This window comes from Undibacterium sp. Xuan67W (genome assembly GCF_049340165.1).
In the GTDB taxonomy this organism is placed as follows: Bacteria; Pseudomonadota; Gammaproteobacteria; order Burkholderiales; family Burkholderiaceae_D; genus Undibacterium.
The window spans coordinates 124,713-144,298 of sequence record NZ_JBMPPN010000004.1 but is presented as its reverse complement, the minus strand read 5'-3'; the positions used below and the strand labels follow the sequence as shown (position 1 = coordinate 144,298).

18 protein-coding genes are annotated in these 19,586 nt (G+C 50.4%); 10 read left to right on the top strand and 8 right to left on the bottom strand.

The features are described from left to right. Window positions 1-40: 40 nt before the first annotated feature. From ACO0LE_RS05090 to ACO0LE_RS05080, 3 genes are all read right to left on the bottom strand, one after another. Window positions 41-1,819: an ABC transporter permease gene (locus ACO0LE_RS05090; RefSeq protein ID WP_422959339.1), complete on the bottom strand. Its 1,779-nt coding sequence runs from the start codon at window positions 1,817-1,819 to the stop codon at window positions 41-43. Between the two features lie 221 nt (window positions 1,820-2,040). After that, window positions 2,041-3,141 (bottom strand): ABC transporter substrate-binding protein, encoded by a 1,101-nt coding sequence (locus ACO0LE_RS05085; protein WP_422959338.1) that lies wholly within the window; start codon window positions 3,139-3,141, stop codon window positions 2,041-2,043. 119 nt (window positions 3,142-3,260) lie between these two features. After that, entirely contained in the window at window positions 3,261-4,232 is a 972-nt protein-coding gene (locus tag ACO0LE_RS05080; RefSeq protein ID WP_422959337.1) for a Bug family tripartite tricarboxylate transporter substrate binding protein, read from the bottom strand. A 314-nt stretch (window positions 4,233-4,546) separates the two neighbouring features. On the opposite strand from ACO0LE_RS05080, the gene ACO0LE_RS05075 reads away from it, so the two are divergent. The 7 genes from ACO0LE_RS05075 to ACO0LE_RS05045 all read left to right on the top strand — a co-directional run bounded on the left by ACO0LE_RS05075 (window position 4,547) and on the right by ACO0LE_RS05045 (window position 11,483). Continuing rightward, the gene (locus ACO0LE_RS05075) at window positions 4,547-5,221 is read left to right on the top strand and encodes a response regulator (RefSeq protein ID WP_422959336.1); all 675 of its coding nucleotides are present in this window, start codon (window positions 4,547-4,549) and stop codon (window positions 5,219-5,221) included. A 313-nt stretch (window positions 5,222-5,534) separates the two neighbouring features. Then, complete coding sequence (locus ACO0LE_RS05070) at window positions 5,535-5,921, top strand: BPSL0067 family protein (protein WP_422959335.1); 387 nt, start codon at window positions 5,535-5,537, stop codon at window positions 5,919-5,921. 7 nt (window positions 5,922-5,928) lie between these two features. Next, window positions 5,929-6,378, top strand: a complete 450-nt coding sequence (locus ACO0LE_RS05065; protein ID WP_422959334.1) for an STY0301 family protein — start codon at window positions 5,929-5,931, stop codon at window positions 6,376-6,378. Between the two features lie 201 nt (window positions 6,379-6,579). Then, complete coding sequence (locus tag ACO0LE_RS05060) at window positions 6,580-7,656, top strand: GNAT family N-acetyltransferase (RefSeq protein WP_422959333.1); 1,077 nt, start codon at window positions 6,580-6,582, stop codon at window positions 7,654-7,656. A gap of 19 nt (window positions 7,657-7,675) precedes the next feature. Next, on the top strand, window positions 7,676-9,133 hold the full coding sequence (locus tag ACO0LE_RS05055) for a sensor histidine kinase (protein WP_422959499.1): 1,458 nt from the start codon (window positions 7,676-7,678) through the stop codon (window positions 9,131-9,133). A 102-nt stretch (window positions 9,134-9,235) separates the two neighbouring features. Beyond that, complete coding sequence (locus ACO0LE_RS05050) at window positions 9,236-9,550, top strand: metal-sensitive transcriptional regulator (protein WP_422959332.1); 315 nt, start codon at window positions 9,236-9,238, stop codon at window positions 9,548-9,550. Window positions 9,551-9,821: 271 nt separating this feature from the next. Continuing rightward, window positions 9,822-11,483 (top strand): M28 family peptidase, encoded by a 1,662-nt coding sequence (locus tag ACO0LE_RS05045; protein ID WP_422959331.1) that lies wholly within the window; start codon window positions 9,822-9,824, stop codon window positions 11,481-11,483. Between the two features lie 30 nt (window positions 11,484-11,513). Here ACO0LE_RS05045 and ACO0LE_RS05040 read toward each other — a convergent pair whose 3' ends face one another. After that, the gene (locus ACO0LE_RS05040; protein ID WP_422959330.1) at window positions 11,514-13,076 is read right to left on the bottom strand and encodes a DUF4080 domain-containing protein; all 1,563 of its coding nucleotides are present in this window, start codon (window positions 13,074-13,076) and stop codon (window positions 11,514-11,516) included. A 260-nt stretch (window positions 13,077-13,336) separates the two neighbouring features. Between ACO0LE_RS05040 and ACO0LE_RS05035 the strand changes: the two genes are divergently transcribed. Then, window positions 13,337-13,654, top strand: coding sequence for a hypothetical protein (locus ACO0LE_RS05035; protein WP_422959329.1), 318 nt, complete (start codon window positions 13,337-13,339; stop codon window positions 13,652-13,654). A gap of 192 nt (window positions 13,655-13,846) precedes the next feature. On the opposite strand, the gene ACO0LE_RS05030 is transcribed toward ACO0LE_RS05035, so the two are convergent. Further along, window positions 13,847-15,052, bottom strand: a complete 1,206-nt coding sequence (locus tag ACO0LE_RS05030; RefSeq protein WP_422959328.1) for an HDOD domain-containing protein — start codon at window positions 15,050-15,052, stop codon at window positions 13,847-13,849. Between the two features lie 142 nt (window positions 15,053-15,194). On the opposite strand from ACO0LE_RS05030, the gene ACO0LE_RS05025 reads away from it, so the two are divergent. Next, window positions 15,195-16,178: an alpha/beta hydrolase gene (locus ACO0LE_RS05025; protein WP_422959327.1), complete on the top strand. Its 984-nt coding sequence runs from the start codon at window positions 15,195-15,197 to the stop codon at window positions 16,176-16,178. 15 nt (window positions 16,179-16,193) lie between these two features. On the opposite strand, the gene ACO0LE_RS05020 is transcribed toward ACO0LE_RS05025, so the two are convergent. The 3 genes from ACO0LE_RS05020 to ACO0LE_RS05010 all read right to left on the bottom strand — a co-directional run bounded on the left by ACO0LE_RS05020 (window position 16,194) and on the right by ACO0LE_RS05010 (window position 19,195). After that, window positions 16,194-17,495: a GGDEF domain-containing protein gene (locus ACO0LE_RS05020; RefSeq protein ID WP_422959326.1), complete on the bottom strand. Its 1,302-nt coding sequence runs from the start codon at window positions 17,493-17,495 to the stop codon at window positions 16,194-16,196. 139 nt (window positions 17,496-17,634) lie between these two features. Further along, entirely contained in the window at window positions 17,635-19,011 is a 1,377-nt protein-coding gene (locus ACO0LE_RS05015) for a glycoside hydrolase family 18 protein (protein ID WP_422959325.1), read from the bottom strand. Continuing rightward, window positions 18,989-19,195: a hypothetical protein gene (locus ACO0LE_RS05010; protein ID WP_422959324.1), complete on the bottom strand. Its 207-nt coding sequence runs from the start codon at window positions 19,193-19,195 to the stop codon at window positions 18,989-18,991. The genes ACO0LE_RS05015 and ACO0LE_RS05010 overlap by 23 nt, the downstream gene beginning before the upstream one ends. 91 nt (window positions 19,196-19,286) lie before the next feature. Between ACO0LE_RS05010 and ACO0LE_RS05005 the strand changes: the two genes are divergently transcribed. Beyond that, window positions 19,287-19,505 (top strand): SlyX family protein, encoded by a 219-nt coding sequence (locus tag ACO0LE_RS05005; protein ID WP_422959323.1) that lies wholly within the window; start codon window positions 19,287-19,289, stop codon window positions 19,503-19,505. Window positions 19,506-19,586: the final 81 nt, after the last annotated feature.

Sequence of the window (19,586 nt, the reverse complement as noted above, 5' to 3'; positions counted from 1 at the left end):
TTTTTGATGGTTTGTGATGATCGGTAAAATTAGCTCACCATCAGTGACTTAACTTCACACCAAAGCGTAGTGCCAGCCCCAGTCCTATTGCGACCAGCGCAATATTGATGAAGGACAAAGCCGCTACCAGATCAACCGAACCGCCCGCCCAAAGCGATACGATCAGAGCGCCAATCACTTCCGTACCTGGTGAGAGCAAATACACGCCGGTCGAATATTCACGTTCAAAAATCAAGAACACCATCAGCCAGGCACCCAGCAGACCGAACTTGACCAGCGGCAGTGTCACATCACGGGTCACCTGGCCGCGATTCGCACCGACGGCGCGGGCGGCTTCTTCCAGTTCCGGGCCAACTTGCAACAAGGCGGTAGAGATCAGACGCAGACCGTATGCCATCCAGACCACTGAGTAAGCAAGCCAGACCGAGAAAATGGTCGAACGTAAGGCACGTAATTGCGGGATCAGATTATCGATCAACCAGGTCGCGACAACGTTATCAAAGTGCTGCAAACCACCTTCCAGCCATGAGGGGACGAACAAAAATACCCAGAGGAAGGAGAGGCCAGCCAGCAAACCGGGAATCGCTCGCGGAACCAGCACGCTGTAATCGAGAACGCGAGTAATGCCGTCGGGTTTGCGATGCATTGCCAGAGCAATCGCGGCATAACAAATTACTGCCAGACCACCACCGATGATGCCGATTAATACGGTATTCAGGATGCCGCGCATCAGGGACGGTTGTTCAAGAATATCGCGGAAATGTTGCAGTGTAATCACATCCGCAAGTTTCACACCTTCGCCCCAATAGGAGACGAACGCACGCAAGACGATACCTGACAAAGGAATCACAACTGTGAAGATCAGCCAGGCTGCGAGTACCGCAAATGCCAGCCATTTCCATTTGCCGAGCGGCAGAGGTTTCTGGCGTGAACCTTTACCTTTAATCGATACATATTTATTTGCTGATTTCAGCATCCAGCGCTGTACCATTACCAGCGGCATCGTAACGGCAACCAGACAGACAGCCGCAGCTGCCATCAGGTGGTAAGACGGTGTACCGAGCTTGTTAGTCAGTTTATACAGATATGTTGCCAGCACCAAATGACCTTCAGGGTCGCCCAAGACCAGCACCAGACCGAACACTTCAAAACCGAGGAAGAATACCAGCACGGCAGCAAATGCCAGTGCAGGCATGATCATCGGCAGGGATACATGCAGAGCCACCTGAAAGGGCGAGGCGCCCGCGATACGCGCAGCCTCTTCCACATCGGAACCCAGGCTTTTCAGTGCGGCAGACGAGTACAGATAAACATGGGGTACGTGGGTCAAACCGGCAATGATCACAATGCTGATAAATGAGTAAATATTCCAGGGCTCCACACCAGTCAGCTGCTTGATCCACAAGGTATAAAAACCAACCGGCCCCATCGACACGACATAACCAAACGCCATCACCATCGGTGACACGAAAATCGGCACCAGCAATACCGGCTCTATCCAGCTACGGCCAGGCAGATCGGTACGTATCATCAGAAAAGCCAGCAAGCCACCCAGCGGTACGGCGATTACTGCCAGACCGGTTGCTAGGATTAGGCCGTTCCAGAATGCATCACGAAAATCGGAATCGTCAAAAATAAAACGGTAGGAATCCAGACCTAAGGTTTTGATCGGTGCAAAGAAGGGCGCTGATAAAAAACTCTGGAATAAAATTAAAGAGAGAGGCGTAAAAATCGCCAGCAAGGTCAGCACAACGACCACACCGCGTGGCCAGTTTAGTTGCGACCACTTACTTTGGCGCGGGAGGGAGAGGGTTTGCATAATGACCTTATGGATATCAGCTGTCCTGTGGACGGCATAGAGACTGTACCAGCGCCGTACCATCAACTCAAAGTCGGCATCCTGCTTTGAGTGTGGATGCCTGAGATGAGTAGGAAATGAGTACGATTAGCGCGATGGGGTAAGGTATCAATGTCACATCGATTCGCAGCAGTCCTGATGGATGAATTCCTACGGAAGACTGCTGCGAATAAGAACCAGGATTATTTTTTACCTGCAGTGTCTTTCCACTGTTTCAGGAACGCCAGACGTTTTGCCTGATCCAGATATTGCAGCAGCATAGGATTGACCGGCAAAGGTTTCAGGCCAATACCAATTTGTTTTGCCAGATCGGATGAGGTCGTTTCACCTTTCACATCGGCACGGATCGCATACAGTTTGGCTTCATTGGCGATGAGTGTCTGACCGCGTTTAGACAAGGTGTAATCGAGCCAGAGCTTGGCTGCATTAGCATGTTTGGAGGCTTTGCTGATGAACATGACGCGCGATAACACCAGTGTGTAATCTTTTGGTATTTGAACACCGATCGATGGATCTTTCGCTGCACGAACCAGCGCGTATGAGCCGAGAATGTTGTAGCCAATCAGATTTTCGCCTGAAGAAATACGTTCCAGCATCGTGCCTGTGGATGACTGTACACGGACGCTGGCAGCGCCGAAGGCTTTAGCCAATTCCCAAAAATCTTTGTTCTCACGGCTGTCCTGCGTAATAAACATAAAACCGACGCCGGATTTTTCGATGTCATAGGTGGTGACTTTGTTCTTGAATTTGTCCAGTTTGGAATTGATCAGTTTGGCAAATTCAGCATGCGTTTTCGGTACTTCATCGGCACTGACAAGGCGCTTGTTATACACAAAGACGGCTGGTTCAAATGTGGTGCCGTAAGCAGAGTCGTTCCATACAGCCCATTGCGGAATACCGCTGACTTCTGGCGATTTGTATTGCAAGCCATAGCCGTCGGAGACCAGTTTGGTTTGTAAATCCATGGCGGACGACCACATTACGTCAGCGCTATTACCGCCAGCAGCCATTTCGGAAATATAGCGGTTGTAAACCTCAGTCGAATTCATGTCGTTGTACTCGACCTGAACTTCAGGATACATACTTTTGAAATCTTTAATCAGAGGTTCGACCGCTTTGGTATCCGTCGCGCTGTAGATAACGATTTTGCCTTCTTTTTTTGCCGCATCAATGATCTTGCTGTAATCCGCCGGATAACCTGCCGGTACCTGCGCAATACTGAAACCCGCTAAGCCCAGACCGATACTCGCGATGCTGGCGACAATCCATTTTTTTGACATCATGTGTCTTCTCCAATGTTGTTTTTTATAAAAACTGATGAAACAAATTAACTCGGTACCTGTAAGATTTTTCCGTACGCAATTACCTCATACGACGCTATCTGATGATCCGATTTACTAAATCAACGCACTAAACCAAATTCTTTCGCCTGTTGGCGATAATTGATGACTGCCTTATCAATATAATTCGTCAAATCCTGACCTGTCATCGCAAACGGATAAAGGCCGTGTAATTTACGGTCTTCATCAAAGCCCGGCTGTGCCATGGCATGTTGAAATACGTTGACCCATTTTTTGTAGTCAGCGTCGCTGACCTGCGGTCCCATATACACGCCGCGAATGATAGGCCAGGTCACATCGTAGCCTTGTTCATGCGCTGTCGGCACGTTCGCCAGCGTACCTGGCAGGCGTGCATCGGAGAGCACGGCGAGTACCCGGATTTTGTCGCCGACCGCATGCAGACTCGCTTCTGAGGCATCACCAGATACCGCTTGAACATGTCCGGCCAGCAGCGCGGTAAAGGATTCGCCGCCGCCTTCAAATGCCACCAGGCGTAGCGATTTAGGATCTACATTCGATTGTTTGGCAATTTGCGCCATTTTCAGCCAGTCCTGGCTACCGATAGTGCCGCCTGCGCCGATGGAAACTTGTGACGGCTTATCTTTAATGGCGGCCATCAGCTCGCGCAGATTTTTGTACGGAGAATCGCTACGTACCGCGATCATGCCGTAGTCGGTACCGACGCCCGCCACCCAGCGTACATTTCCGGTCGTCGATTTGCCGAATTTGCCTTCCGCCAGATTCAGCAGGGAGCCGCCAGAGTAGGCGACCAGAGTATTGGCTTCGGCACTGCGCTGAGTGATGATCGAAGTCCACGCAACGGCGCCGACGCCGCCGGGCATATAGCTGACCTGCAGCGCATGCGCGCCCAGCGCTTTTTGTGCGAGTTTGCAGGTCTGATCCATGCCGCCGCCAGGTTTTGCCGGCACGATGCATTGCGCAGGCGCTGGCACACCCGCAACTGCCTGTACCGCCAGCAGGGCGAGCACGCAACCGGTCAGTGATACTACAAATTTTGATGCTGGTAGAGGCATGTTGGCAGACGTAAGTTGGATCACACTAGTCACAGCAAAGGCAATTTTCAAGTTCGCAGCAGAGTGTACGCGTTCCAGTCTTTCAGTAAGCTTTCATCTGAAATCTGTGGCAAGTGGGTGCAATGCAGCATCAACAAAGCGTATCGGAGATAAATTTCAGTGGAATTACGGCGCAGAAGTTCTGTATCATAAAAAAGACGCCGTCGCTCTAATTCCAGTTCTTGTCATTCGTGTTGTTGCCCGCGCTCTGTCGTCCGGGCGTTGCATAATGCAGAACAGAAATGACTTTCTTCCACCCGTTTTTAGTAATCAACATGCGCATCCTGCTCGTCGAAGACCATGTAGAACTGTCCCGCTGGCTTGCTAAAGCACTGCGCGACGCGCATCTGACCGTCGAGTGCGCGATGAATGGCGCAGATGCGGATGCCTTATTGCACACGCAGGAATATGCCCTGGTGATACTCGATCTGACTTTACCTAAAATGGACGGACTCGACGTACTCAAGCGTATGCGCGCGCGCGGCAGCAAAACGCCGGTGCTGATACTCACAGCACGTGGTGGTTTGCATGATCGTGTACAGGGACTGAATCTGGGTGCCGACGATTACATGGCGAAGCCGTTTGAACTCGAAGAACTCGAGGCCCGTGTTAAGGCCTTGCTGCGCCGTTCTCAGGGTAACGAAGCCGTGACCCTGACCTGTGGCGCACTGAGTTTTGACACCGTCACCCGTCTATTCTCGTATGATGCAGCCTCGTTTTCCCTGACACCAAGAGAGCATGCGGTGCTGGAGGCGCTGATCACACGCCGTGGACAAGCCGTCTCTAAGGAAAAATTATTCGATGAAGTATTCGCTTTAGACGATGAAGCGAACCTAGATGCGATAGAAATCTATATCCATCGCCTACGAAAAAAACTAGAAGCAGTTAGTGCCGGTAGTGTGGCAATCACAACTTTACGCGGGATAGGATATTTGCTTGAAGTGCGTTGAATTGATTTGCATACGTCAACAATATTGATTACCGGGCAGATGTGTTTTAATCAATAGAATTGTAGTAAAAAATCGCTCTTCTTAAGTAAAAAACGAACTTATTCCAGAGATGTAAAAGACGCATGACAAGAGCAATTGGTTTTCTGCTTTCTGTATACCGACAGCGGGTGATATCGTTAGTTGTGTGCCGGATCGCGTAGTTACATTTGATTGCAACTTCATTGTTTTTTTGAAACCTTGTATAAATTAAATGTCATATAATTAACACAATAAAATTGTTTAATTCACATTTATTTTAATCAGGAAAAGTGGTATGCCCTATATTTATACCGATGTTGATGCGCTGGATAAAACAGATAAAGTGGGAACGGGTGAATGTGTTGATTTGGTTAAACACTATGCAGGAGCACCTAAGACCTCATTATGGAAAGAAGGTAAGCCGGTAAAGGGTAATTTGCAATTAAAAAAAGGCACTGCCATCGCTACCTTTGTCGATGGAAAATATCCTAGCCACAGCCACGGTAATCACGCTGCTTTTTATTTGAGTCAGGACACTGGCGGCATTTTTGTTTTAGACCAATGGAATGGCGCAAATAAGCCCCGGATATCAAAAAGATATATCCTCTCCATGGGGCAAAATAAGGATGGTACTTACCGTCAGTCCAGTGATAATGCTGATGCGTTTTCCATCATTGAATAAACATCTTATGAACAAAAAAACCGCTAGAGCCTTCCCGTTCTTCGCGATGGTATCTTTGCTTTGTTTGATCGAACTCCCCTTAGATACTTGTGCGGCGGACTCGCAACTGATATGCCCGCCAACGATTGATGCATCGCATGTCAACGTGACCAATACAGAAGGCGGCTGGACTCCCTTTGTCGAGTCGCATCTCAAACTGACTGGCGTTGGTTTTATGCAGGCACCTCCCGAAAAACTTGCCCATCTGAAGCCGGTCATAATTTCAAAATATAAAAAAAATGATACCGACAAATGGCAATTTGAAGGTGATTATCCTTACGGGAAATGGCTGTCCTGTAGCTATGAGAACAGTATTTCGCTGTCAAAAAAAATTGAGAACAGCTATACCGTATGTAATGTGACTACAATCATTGAAAAAAAATACGGTAACAAAATTTTTGAGATCGGGTGCCAATAACTTCGGCACCAATAACGGATGTCATCTTAATTAAAAGAGGCAAGTGCATTCTGCAAAAATATTTCTTATAGCACTAACGTTGCTGCAAACGCGATAATAGGAACAAGTTAGGACAAGTCTCTATCCTTAACAGGCAAAAAAAACAGTGTAAGCAATGCTACACTTCGTCACATTTGCGTACCCTTATCGCCCATCTCATCAATGAAATACAGCCTGATCCACGGTAAAGAACTTGACACAACGCTGATTGCTCGCTGGCATGAGCTGCGGATGGCGACCGAACAATATCAGAGTCCTTATTATCATCCTGCTTTTACCCAGATTGCTGCGGACGTCCGGGACGATACGCGGGTTGTGGTGTGTGAAGATGGTGGACATGTGGTGGGATTTTTACCGTTTCACCGCTTAGACGCCTTGTATGCCCGCCCGCTGGGTTTATTCCTGGCTGATTATCAGGGACCAGTTACGGCATCAGGTGTACGGCTGCTAGCCGGGCCATTATTGCGGGCGATGGGGGTGCGTTATATGGGCTTTGATCATATGCCGCAAACGCGTCAGGACTTTAGTTCGTATGCTTGGCAGCACAGCCGTTCGCAAGTGCTTGATCTCGACGGTGGTTTTGAGGCATACGCCGGGCGACTGGCAAGCTTGCAAAACGTGAAGCAGGCTGGTGTCTTGAAAACCATCAAGCAGATGGAGAGAAAGCTTTTACGGGAACGCGGCGAGTTACGCTTTACGCTGCAAAGTTTCAGCGATCAGGACTATGAGCAGCTTTTGCAAGGTAAGTCGGCGCAATATATTCGCACCCTCGGTGAGGGGCGCGATACTTTTGCGATTCCTTGGGTCAGGCAAATGCTGGATCAGATTCGTGCCCGTGGTACGGCAGATTTCAGCGGTATGCTATCGACGTTGCATGTCGGCGACGAATTAGTCGCGGCGCATTTTGGTATGCGCGCGGGGAAGGTGCTGCATTTTTGGTTTCCGTGGTACCGGCTTGATTATGCGGTGTATTCAGCGGGTCTGATCTTGCTGAAAGAGTGCGCCAGTCATGCGCAGGAAGCCGGTTTGAACGTGATTGATCTCGGTCGTGGTGAGCAGCCGTATAAGACGCGATTTGCGACCAGTACTGTTGCTTTATGTGAAGGCGCGATTAGTAATCCCGACCTGCTCCGGCAGGCGAAGCACGCCTATCTGCGAACGCGCTGGGCATTGCGTGATTCGAGCCTTGGTCAGAAGATCAAGTCTTATAAAAATAATTCCCACCACAATAAATCCTGAACCGGGAGTATCCATTTTGATGCGCTGGCTCTTCCCGGGAAAGACCGATACCGTAGGCAGTTTGCGTGGCCAGTTTCTGCGCTGGCTACTCATACCTCTGGTCATTCTGGTCGCGCTGAATGCCTTTTCTGTTTATCGCAATGCACTGGATGCTGCCGATCTTGCCTATGACCGTTCTTTGCTCTCGTCCGCACGGGCACTGGCTGAGCGGGTTGCTATTGTGGATGGCAAAGTCGTAGCCAATGTGCCCTATGTGGCTCTGGATAGTTTTGAGACTGACACATTAGGACGGCTTTACTACAAAGTCACCGGCGTCAATGGAGAGTTCGTCTCGGGTTACGAAGATTTGCCGACCCTGCCAAAGAATGTACCGCGCTCAGATATTTATCCGGCGCTGGTGCATTTTTTTCATGCCGATTATCAGGGCCAGCCTATCCGTATTGCGGCATTGTTGCAGCCTGTGTATGACGATCAGATGCGTGGCATTGCCTTGATCGAGGTTGGCGAAACTCTGGATGCACGACGTGGGTTGTCCCGTACTATTTTAATTGATACCCTGCTGAGACAGGCGGCGCTGGTACTGGCGGTAGCGCTGATGGTCTGGGTTGCGGTGCGTTTTGTTCTGCATCCGCTGATGCAGTTGAAAGAAGAGGTTGAAACCCGTGAGCCTACGGATTTATCCGACTTTGATGCAAGTCTGGTACATAAGGAAATACGGCCGCTGATTAATGCCATGAACGGTTATATGGCGCGCTTGCAAGCTCTGATCAGCGGACAAAAACGCTTTATTGCCGACGCCTCCCATCAGTTGCGCACGCCGCTGACCGTGCTGAAAACACAGGCGGAACTGGCATTACGTGAAAATGACGTAGTCGCTATGCGACACATCGTACAAAGTATTGCCAACACTACCGATGCAACCGTCCACTTGGCAAACCGCTTGCTGAGTCTGGCCCGTACCGGTCATGGCGCGGCAGAAGCGGCGATGAGTCCGGTGGCTCTGAATCAAGTGGTGCGGCAGGTTTGTGTCGAGCTTGCCCTGCCCGCCGTAAAAAAACATATCGATTTGTCGCTCGATGCCGATCAGGATATTGTCTTGCCAGGACAGGAATTATTGCTGCATGAAATGGTGACAAACCTGCTTGATAACGCCATTCGTTATACACCGGAATATGGACGTATTGCGATACAGGTAAGGACCGAAATGAAGTCCCGCTCACATTATGCCGTTCTGGAGATTGAGGACAGCGGACCGGGCATCGCCATGAGCGAGCGCGACAAGGTGTTTGAACCGTTTTACCGCGCTGCTTCGTCGAGTCAGATTAACCCGGGTGGTGCGGGATTGGGCCTGAGTATCGTGCGGGATATTGTGGCGCTTCATCAGGGGCAATTGCATCTCGATGATGGCACGCAGGGGGCGGCGCAGGGGGTAGGTTTACGCCTGACTGTGATGATGCCTCTGTACATCGCCAGCTAAATCTTAGTTTGCTGTTCTGCTTTTAAATGCGGTACGATACTCAGTAGAGTATGACTTAGATTACCTTCTTTCCGCACATCAACTAACCGCAGGAGCACTACCATGGCAGATACTCCCCCACTTAAGATCGTTCAGGGCACCGCATTAACCGAGCAACAGAAGAAAGATTTGCTGCACCGGCTGGCGCGGGTAGAGGGCCAGTTGCGTGGCATTCAGAAATTGATTGCCAAGGCCGCGGAACCGGCTGACTGCGATGGCATTGCTCAGCAAATGTCAGCGGCACGCAAGGCGCTGGATCGTTCTTTCGTTACTTTGCTCACCAGTTCCATGGTCACGCATGCGGAAAAATCCGCCAGCGTCGAAGACGCAGTCGAGCGCGCGAAACATTTGTCTGCATTTTTGGATAAATTCGCCTGATTTATTCTTTGTAGTCTGCTCAGGCTTGCAGGCGTGATCGCCAGATCTGAGACAGAATAAGCCGGTCTGATTACCCTTATGCCGTGCGACGTCAGATGTGTGGACTATTCCGTGCATCCCATCCTGCGAGTGCCTGGATATTGCCAGACCGGTTCTCTCTCAGTAATCCTGCTGGTCCTCTGTCTACAACTGTGTGATATGCCAACATCACTCATCAACACATCGCTAGTGTCGCTCTCACGACTCATTCTCACGATCTCACGAGGTTTTTATGAACGATTTTAAAATTTCCGTGGCAAGCCTGCACACGGCGATTGCAGCGTTTTTCCTGACCGCATTTGCCGCGCATGCACAAACCGTGAAGGAGGCGCCGTTACGCGCTCATCTTGCGTTTCTCGCCGATGATTTGCTGGAAGGGCGCGGCACGGGGCAGCGCGGCGGCGATCTGGCAGTACGCTATCTGGAGACGCAGGCGGCAGCGATAGGATTGCAGCCGTTGACAGGACATACCTATCGGCAGTCCGTAGTGCTGACGGGCGTGCAGACTTTACCTGCCAGTAGTCTGCGGTTTGATGTCGGAGGGAACGGTGGGAGTAGCGGTAAGGGCGGCACGCGCATTAATACAGAATTCGGCACAGAGGCGGTGTACGGTACGGGCGGAAATCAGGCGGAGGTCAGCGTCAATGCCCCGGTCATGTTTGTCGGCTACGGTATCCGTGCCGATGACGAGCGCTGGAATGATTATAAAAATGCCGATGTCAAAGGCAAGCTGCTGATCATGATGGTCAACGATCCGCAACCGACGGTAGCTGAGCCGGAGCGTTTTGGCGGTAAGGCACTGACCTACTACGGACGCTGGACCTACAAATACGAACAGGCGTTGCGCGAGGGCGCGGCAGGCGTTCTGCTGATTCATACCAACTCCTCAGCATCGTATGGCTGGAGCGTGCCGGTAAATAGTTTCAGCCATGAGCGCTTCCATCTTGATGGTGTGGGCAATGCGCTGGAAGGCTGGCTGCATGAGAATACCGCCAAAGCCTTGTTCAGCGCTGCCGGACAGGATCTGGATGCGCTGCGCGCGAAGGCAGAGAGCCGCGACTTTCAGCCGGTTTTGCTGAATGCCACGGTACAGGCAGAGTTGAAAGTCGCAGTGCGCAAGGTTGAGCAATTCAACGTGGTGGGCATCGTGCCGGGAACCGATCCCAAGCTGAAAGAAGAGGCCGTGATCTATTCCGCCCACTGGGATCATTTGGGCAAAGTGCCCGCTACCAGCGGTGAAAAGGCGGATCACATCTGGAACGGCGCGATCGACAACGCCTCGGGTGCCGCTTCTCTCATGGCGATGGCGCAGGCTGCAGTGGCGCATCCGGCCCGCCGCAGCCTGATATTTTTATGGCCTTGCGCGGAGGAGCAATATCTCCTCGGCAGCGCCGCCTATGTGAAAAATCCGCTCTGGCCACTGGCAAAAACCAGTGCCGACCTCAACCTCGACAGCATGAATTTCGTTGGCAAAACCCGTGATATCGGCGTCGCAGGCAGTGAGCGCAGCAGCCTCAATGCCACCGCCGCTCTCGTGGCAAAGCAGATGGGCATGCATCTGGCGCCGCAAGTGCCAGACTTGTCCGGCAGTTATTTCCGTGCCGATCATTTTAACTTTGCCCGTGCAGGGATTCCGGCATTCAATGTGGGTTCCGCCGTGTTTTCGGGCGACGGTCATTTTGAATTTGAGCAAAACGATGCCGCCTCGAATGCGATCATGCACGGTTTCACAAGGCATTATCATCAGGAGACGGATCGATATGATCCTAAATGGGATTTATCAGGCATGGTGCAGCAGGCACAATTTACCCTGAACCTAGGCTATGCCGTTGCCAATGCGCCGCGCATGGCAACCTGGAAGGCAGGCGACGCGTTTGGCAAGATCCGGCGTTGATTCGTCTGAGCAGTTACCTTATCAACGTGATCAGGCCGCCAGATGCCGTGCCTGTCGTTGCGGCAGGGATTTGGCGTCGGTTTTTTTCTCTGCGCTTTTTTGCGTGCCTTTATCTACCTTGTCCAATTTGGCGGCAGACTTATCGCTGACATTTTTACGATTTGCCTGACCGGCGTAATCGCTGCCTAGAATCTGTTCGACCAAGGCATCGTCCATATGGCGTTCGCTGCGTAACCATTCTCCGACCAGAGCCGCCAGGCGTTCTAGCGCGATCCGGTGAGTAGCATCGGTGCGCTGGTATAGCCAGTCGGACAAATCCATAAAGTGTTCAAACGGCGTTTCGCCCAGCACATACGGCAAGGTATGACCAAAGCGCCCCGAGTTCGCCACCAGATCCCAGTAGCGGGCAAAGCGCACCAGGCGCTGCATCGTGCTGAAGTCAATCGTGCTGTTTGCCAGAATGGTATAAGGCGGATAAGGATCGAAGACCATGCCCCATTCTTCGGTGTGACGGATGATCGGTGTGCCGCGCAGGCGTTTCAGGATACCGAACTGGATCTCATGCGGTTTGAGCGCGTACAGCTTGTTAAAGCCTGCGGCGAAGCTTTCTACCGTCTCTCCGGGCAATCCGGCGATCAGGTCGACGTGTAAATGCGCTTCTGCGTTCTCGCATAGCCAGCGGATGTTATCGGCGGCTTTTTGATTATCCTGTTTACGGCTGATGCGTGCCTGTACTTCCGGGTTGAAGCTCTGGATGCCAAGTTCAAATTGCAGTGTCCCTGGCGGGAATTTTTTAATGCCCTCTTTCAAGGCGTCAGGCAGATGATCAGGCACGACTTCAAAATGCGCGAATACCGGATCCTCCGGATGTGCTTCCAGTTTATCGAGGAAGAATTGCATGATCTTCAGGCTGGTTTTGATGTTCAGATTGAAGGTGCGGTCAACAAACTTGAACAGCCGTGCTCCGCGGGCATGTAGTTGTTCCATTTCAGCCAGAAACCGGTCAATTTCAAACGGCCAGGCAGTTTTATCCAGCGCGGATAAACAAAATTCGCATTTAAACGGACAGCCGCGTGATGCCTCGACATACAAGGTGCGGTGCTTGATATCTTCATCGCTGTAGAGATCGTAGGGCAAGTTAATGTCGGCCATGGGCGGCTGCACACCGGCGTGGATTTTCATCAAAGGTTTCGGGCCATGTAATACCTGGCGACAAATCTCCGGGAACGTCACATCGCCCCAGCCTGTGATGACGTAATCGGCTAATTTGACGATGTCTTGTTCGGCGGTTTCGTACGAGACTTCTGGTCCACCGAGAATCACGACGACCTCAGGTGCAACGCGTTTCAGCAAGGCAACGACCTTGGTGATTTCTTCGATATTCCAGATATACACGCCGAAGCCGACAACGAGTTTTTGTCCGGCCTGACGGTGCGACAAAAGTTTTTCTACGATTTCGGTGGTTTTCGCACCGGTCACAAATTCCTGCAACCGGGTTTGCTCTTGTAAGGCACCCATGTTCGCGAGCAGATAACGCAGACCCAGTGATGCGTGGGCGTAGCGGGCGTTGAGGGTGGAAAGCAATATGGTCATGAGGCAGGGCGTACAGCGATCAGTAAGGGGGAAGTCCGTATTGTACGCTGCTCTGTCGCGAAATCCGGGCGACATCCTATTGTTGTCAAAACGGCTCGGCCGCAGATTCGTGACTTTCATCCTCCACTTTTTGCATTTCGTCGCATTGCCATCGCAAGTGACAAACACATTGTCTACAGTGCATACATCGACAGAGCAAATACAGATTCACACTAGGCACTATCGATCCAAATTAACCATAAATGACAGAGGTAAATCAAATGAAAACAACTTTTAAAACATCCGCGATATTGAGCTCAGCTTTAGTTGCCGGTATCTTTGCCGTCGGTGCAGCCTTCCAGCCAGTTGCCGTCAGCGCACCTGCTCCAGTAGCACAGATACAGACAGTCACTATCGTTGCTCAACGCATGAGTGCTGATCAAAAGCTGGCTTTCGATACAGAAGCCGCCGGTGTGCAAACAGTCGTGATCAGTGCAAAACGTTTGACTGAAGAACAAAAAATGGCAATGGCTCAGCAAGACCAGGTATTGCACGGTATTGCCGCTAAAGCGATCCGTACTTCCCAAAATAATGGGTAAACACGGATTGCACAAGAGTCACAAGATGCAGAAAAATGTGAACGAAAACGTCATTACCATCGCGGTGAAGAATGCAGAAACAGCCGCCATTGGCGGGACGGCACAGTAAGACCAGTTCGTATCCAAGTCAAAGCCATTTTTATCTAGATGATTTTGATTTGGACATGAACCAGGACCGTCCAGATTACTTCTTTAACGAGACAAACCATGCCGCCCGGGTAGCTCATGCGCCTGAGGTGGCATGGTTTTTTGTAGTGCCGACGCGGTATCGTATAACTGTGCATGGTTCAACATCGCAAAATAGTCGATGGCATCAGCCGGAAGTCCGGCGAATAGCCGCTCGTCGCTCGATTTCAATTGACCGTGATTGACCATCACACGCATTTTTGCAAGCAGGTCGGCGCTGTGCAGCAGATGCCCTAAAGGGGACCAGACAGGGGCTTTGCTGCCGCCCGCCTGTTGTTGCAAGGCCTGAATTACCGTCACAGGAAATTCCCAGCGTTGCGCTATCCGGTACGACAGCGTTGCGGCGACGGACGTGAACGCATGGTAAAAGCTACTGGAGTATTTGAATTTTGCTTCATCACATTGCTGATCGAGTAAGCGGAACGCAATGATCAATCCCACGTTTTTCATCAAACCTGTCAGAAACGCCTGAAAAGGGTCGAGCGCGGTCGCGAGCTGATAGCAGGCCAGAGCACATTTTTCAGACTGGTTCCAGAGATGCGGTGCCGCCCTGCGGGTGAAGTTGCCGGCATTCAGGTTAATGATGGGACGGAAGGCGACTTTTGCGATCAGCAGGCGCAAGCCATCCTCTCCCAGCACCATGACGGCTTTCTCCAAACTATTAATGCGGTCTGCCGGATTATAGAGCGCGCTGTTCACAGCGTTGATGACCTCGCCTACTAGCACAACGTCTTTGACAATATGCGAAGACAATTCCCCTGCCGACACGGTTTTATTGCGCAGGCTACCTAACAATTGCGGGATCACAGTCGGTACACGGGGAACTACCACCGCGTCGTTCAGATCGGATGCCAGCAAAGCGTATAAGGCTTGCAGTACTTTTTGCTCTATGTCCATGCTGCTGCCTTCGCCGGGATTGCCCATGAGCCAGGAAAAAAACAGGGGATCAACTGCGATCTGCGGACGCCATGCCTTCAATACGGGAGGGACGATTTCCGTTGCCGCAGTTGTAACAGGTGTAATGGCTGTTACAGAAGAACCTACCCCTGGTGTGCTTTGCGCTACGATAAGCTCTTGTGACGGCGTGGGTAGTGTGGCGGGTGTTGCTGGCGCCTCTGCTGCTTCCGCTGCCGGAGTTGCACGGGGGACCGTTTTGGACGTGGGTGTTTTGCTGAATACTTGAATGAACAACTTGGACAGGAAATTCTGCACAATATCCCTTTCAGTTAGTCATGAGTCAGGCTTACCAGGTGTTGCTGAGATGTCTTGTGCAGTGTAACTTTAATTTTCGCGTTAGTCTGGTGCTATTGTGAGGCTAATGTGTCGTTTCATTACCAACCTGAAGGGAGATACCATGTCCAGACCCGGTAAAAGTAGCAGACTGCTGATTTGCTGTACGGCATTCATCGCATGTCAGTTCGTCTGTCAGTTAAGCCAGGCGGGAGTGATCCGCGACAAACTCATGGAACGTCGCGCTCAGCAATCGGAGATGGAGGAAGAAGAGGCAGCAACCAACGGCCCTCGTTTCAAGTTGCCACCGGGAGCGAGGGTTCTCGAAGATGTCGCTTACGGCAGCGACGCCAAACAAAAAATGGACGTCTATCTACCGGCCAGTGCAGGTGATCACAGCGCTGTCAGGTTACCGGTTATTTTTATGGTCCATGGTGGTGCTTGGGCCATCGGTAGTAAAACCCATAATAAAGTCGTCGAAAACAAAGTTGCCCGCTGGCTTCCGAAAGGCTTTATTTTTGTCTCGATTAATTACCGGATGTTGCCGCAGTTATTGGCCAGAGAACAGGCCGAGGATGTTGCACGCGCTCTGGCAATGGCGCAATCCAAGGCCGCCGAATGGGGCGGCGATCCAGATCAGTTTATTGTCATGGGGCATTCTGCGGGAGCGCATCTAATTTCTTTGCTGAGCACCTCGCCGGATATTGTCGCGCAGTTCGGCGTACGCCCCTGGTTGGGCAGTGTGTCACTGGACAGCGCTGCGTATGATATTCCGGCGATCATGGCGACCAAGCATTACGGCTTCTATGACAAAGCCTTTGGTACCGATCCTGCCTATTGGCGACGCAGCTCTCCTCTGCATGCCCTCAGTACTGCCGGTGCGCCGTTTCTGGCAGTCTGCTCCAGCAAACGTCCGGATCATCCTTGCGATCAGGCCGATTATTTTGTGAAGCGTGCCAACGCTATTGGCATGCGGGCCAGTGTATTGCCGCAGGCGCGCAGTCATGGAGATATTAATCAGCAGCTTGGTCTGGAGAATTCTTACACGCAGGCCGTCGAAGATTTCATGGCCTCGTTGTCACCGGCAATCAGGCGGCATCTTGAATAAAATGCCGTCCCCCGCCTATTCACAAATCTGATTACGCCCGCCTGTTTTTGCCCGGTAGAGTGCTTCGTCTGCATGCAAAAACAAGGCATTTTCAGTTTTGTGCTTAGGATAAAAAGCCACCCCGCCGCTGATTGAAAAGCGCTTGATTTCGCCGGGCGCGATTTCAAATTCGATCTGATTAAAGCCTTCACGGATGTCGTTTAAGGTGCGCATCACCGCATCATGATCGGCGTTCCAGAACAACATCACGAATTCTTCACCACCGAAACGGCTTAGTAAGTATTTGTCTTCTAAAAATTGCCCTAAATACATGGACAGCCGCTTGATGACGACGTCACCGAAATGATGTCCCCAGGTGTCGTTAATCGTCTTAAATTTATCGATATCGAAGATGACAACAGCTAATGCCGTTTTTGCTTTGTCCGCTTCGTAGATTCTTTCTTGTGCGCGTTTTTTGTAGCCGACTTTATTCAATAAACCGGTCGCGCGGTCTCTGGAAATCAGGTTTTTATTGGTGCGGATTTTGTTGATACGGTTGATCAGTTGCGCAGTCGTAATCTGATTCGTCTGATGCATCATCACAACATCAAACCCTGCTTTGACACCACGTTCAGATAACGCGTTATCGTTGCTTGTCTGCAGCATGACAATTTCCAAACTCGGATCTGCAGCAATATTTTTTTGAATAATTTCGGCAATCGATTCAGCATTTTTATAACTCTCGCTATCGATAACCACCACATCCGGCAGTGAAAATTTTACCTGCGTATGTAAGGTTTTATAATCATCGTGCCGGATCAGGCTGATTTTGTGTTCTGCCAGCATCGGCTCGTCCAGCCATTCGGAGATGCCATGGAACAAGATCTTGCCTTGATCGTCACGTTTGCGCTGGGCAAAAAGATTAAACAGGTTGTCGACCAGATCCTCGCTGCTGAACGGCTTTTCTGCATACGCCATACAATTCGTATCCAGCAACATTTTTTGCAACAGATACCGGCTGCCTTGCTTTGCAGTCTCCAGATAGACGTATTGACGGTTATCCGGTAAAGGCTTCAGCAGATCTTGCAGGAACATATTGCGTTTATCTTTTACCGCATGCAAATCATGCAGCACATCTAAATCAACGACGAACAAATCTTCATCATTTGCAGATGCGATTGCCTTAATAAAGGGATCTATCTGACTGAAAAAAATAATGTCAAAATTATATTTGTGTGCATGCAGTTTTAAAGTGGTGCTTTCATCCTGGATGAAAAACCGTTCTGCGAGCATGAAGACGTTATTCTTGTAGAAGCTAACAGGTAGAGATGAGGTCATAGTGGCGCCAGATGTATTGCAAAAGAAATCTCATTGCAGAAAGCAAAGTATTCCTCAATGCCGCTTTTACCACAAGCCTCATTTTTCGTGATTTAACAAGTCATGTGTAAATAGGACGTGAATTGCTATTTGGCAAGACTTAGTAGTGCAGACCACCATATAAACTGATGCGACGAGGTACCGGCTGCACCAAACCTCGATACAAACTACCTAACAGGCTGCCTTGCCGGTCATCCTGACCGAGGTGCCAGAACATGACCCCCGCCATTCCTTGTTGTTTTAGGTAGGCAATTTTGTATTCCAGAGATACCGTATCGTCATAACTGACAAAAATATGTTTTTCCGGATGCCAGAGCCAGGGAACTTTCGTCTCATGACTGAAATGGCGCACGTAGCCCAGTGGTGCTTTGAGCATCGTCTGGATTTCTGCATAGCTTGCCATGCGGGGCTCTTTGCGCTTGGTACAACTATCGCAACCGATTAGTAAGGCCGGATCACCCTGATAATTTTCTGCAGATTCAGTGACAAATGTCTGATACAGACCAGAGTTCTCCGGTGTTACCTGAAAAAATGCCCTGCCATAAAATGGTACGCCCAATACCATCTTTTTCGCCGGAATACCGGTGCGTAAATAGTGCGTCACCGCCGCATCGATCGTGCTGGCGATCGGAGAAGGAAATAGTTTGTCCACACTGGCCTGACTGACTCCCGACACAGAAGGCAAGCTGCGTAAGGGATTGGAGATCAGCGGCTCATCCGGGTGACCAAATAGGGGGGCATTGTGATTGCTGCGTGGTTGCCAGACACCGTTCAGGTCGTAGGTCATTAAATTGATGTAGTCGAGTTGCGCTACGATCGCAGGTAGTTGCGGGTAATAGCGTGTCATATTCGCGACGTCGCCTGGCCCGGCAACGGTGAGCTGATAGGGTTTTTTTTGCCTTTGCAGATTCTCTTGGGTCAGTTGATGACGGATTTCTGTCAGCAGGGCGACGAACTGATCGGCATCTTCCGGGCGTGGATATTCCCAGTCGATATCGATTCCATCGAAACCGTAATGTTTCATGAATGCGACACACGAGTTTGCCAGCTTTAACCGCTGCTCTGGCGTGCTGACGGCATCGCGATAGCGTGTCACGGTAGGGCTGCTGTCATTACTATACGTCCAGCCACCCAGAGAGAACAAAATACGCAGCTTGGGGTGATTTTTTTTTAATGCCATTAGTTCGCTGAATACCTTTGCCGCCCTGTCTGTCTCCACTCCCTCAGGTAGATCGCATTCGCCATTTGCATTAATATTGATAAAGGAAAAGTTGATATGTGTCAGCATTGCTGCCTTGCGCGGCGTAATGTACGACACCGGGAATTCGGCAGCCTCTGGATAGTGATTAATCTGCTCTTTTTCGAGCAGGTAATAGCCGATCACCACGTGCTGGCGAGTGCTGGTGTTAGCAATGCCTTTGAGCGGCACCAGGATAGCTGAGAGTAACAACAAATTAAACAGAAATGGATGGCGCATACGTTTCATTCTCATGACTGGCGCTGCAATCGGGTTGCAGCGCATATTTGACATGGTGGTGAGAATGCGGTGTCAGCGGAGGCCGGTCAACAGATTTTTTGATCGCGTTCGAAAGCTGCATACCAGTGCCAATTTCCCGTGCTTGCAATGTCGTTTCGGGCAATACCAGATCATTTCTTTCCAATGCTGGTATCTGGTATGTTGTTCCATGACATCCATGATACGGATCGCATTTACTTTATACTGCGTGGTTTGTTACATCAGAAAGTAAGAGCATGGACGTCAAGGTAATTGATCATCGCTTAGAAGAATTAGAAATCAAAATATCGCGCCAGGAAGATATCGTTGATACCTTAAACCAGCTCGTTTATGAGCAGCAGAAAAAAATTGCTGAGCTGGAGGCCTTATGTACGGCCCTGGTCGGACGTATGAAAGAAATGGCGATCAATGCTAGTCAGCAGCGGATTATTGATGAAAGACCACCACATTATTAAAAAACTGAAGGAAATTTAATCCGAGTGAATATGGCAATTTCGTTTGGTAAAAAAAAGGAACCAGCAAGGTTCCTTTTTTTA

Coding starts and splice junctions, on each gene's coding strand:
- ACO0LE_RS05015 (WP_422959325.1), bottom strand. CDS start 19,011: ATGCGCCATCCATTTCTGTTTAATTTGTTGTTACTCTCAGCTATCCTG.
- ACO0LE_RS05020 (WP_422959326.1), bottom strand. CDS start 17,495: ATGACCTCATCTCTACCTGTTAGCTTCTACAAGAATAACGTCTTCATG.
- ACO0LE_RS05080 (WP_422959337.1), bottom strand. CDS start 4,232: ATGCCTCTACCAGCATCAAAATTTGTAGTATCACTGACCGGTTGCGTG.
- ACO0LE_RS05045 (WP_422959331.1), top strand. CDS start 9,822: ATGAACGATTTTAAAATTTCCGTGGCAAGCCTGCACACGGCGATTGCA.
- ACO0LE_RS05035 (WP_422959329.1), top strand. CDS start 13,337: ATGAAAACAACTTTTAAAACATCCGCGATATTGAGCTCAGCTTTAGTT.
- ACO0LE_RS05085 (WP_422959338.1), bottom strand. CDS start 3,141: ATGATGTCAAAAAAATGGATTGTCGCCAGCATCGCGAGTATCGGTCTG.
- ACO0LE_RS05005 (WP_422959323.1), top strand. CDS start 19,287: ATGGACGTCAAGGTAATTGATCATCGCTTAGAAGAATTAGAAATCAAA.
- ACO0LE_RS05060 (WP_422959333.1), top strand. CDS start 6,580: ATGAAATACAGCCTGATCCACGGTAAAGAACTTGACACAACGCTGATT.
- ACO0LE_RS05090 (WP_422959339.1), bottom strand. CDS start 1,819: ATGCAAACCCTCTCCCTCCCGCGCCAAAGTAAGTGGTCGCAACTAAAC.
- ACO0LE_RS05065 (WP_422959334.1), top strand. CDS start 5,929: ATGAACAAAAAAACCGCTAGAGCCTTCCCGTTCTTCGCGATGGTATCT.
- ACO0LE_RS05075 (WP_422959336.1), top strand. CDS start 4,547: ATGCGCATCCTGCTCGTCGAAGACCATGTAGAACTGTCCCGCTGGCTT.
- ACO0LE_RS05070 (WP_422959335.1), top strand. CDS start 5,535: ATGCCCTATATTTATACCGATGTTGATGCGCTGGATAAAACAGATAAA.
- ACO0LE_RS05050 (WP_422959332.1), top strand. CDS start 9,236: ATGGCAGATACTCCCCCACTTAAGATCGTTCAGGGCACCGCATTAACC.
- ACO0LE_RS05025 (WP_422959327.1), top strand. CDS start 15,195: ATGTCCAGACCCGGTAAAAGTAGCAGACTGCTGATTTGCTGTACGGCA.
- ACO0LE_RS05040 (WP_422959330.1), bottom strand. CDS start 13,076: ATGACCATATTGCTTTCCACCCTCAACGCCCGCTACGCCCACGCATCA.
- ACO0LE_RS05055 (WP_422959499.1), top strand. CDS start 7,676: ATGCGCTGGCTCTTCCCGGGAAAGACCGATACCGTAGGCAGTTTGCGT.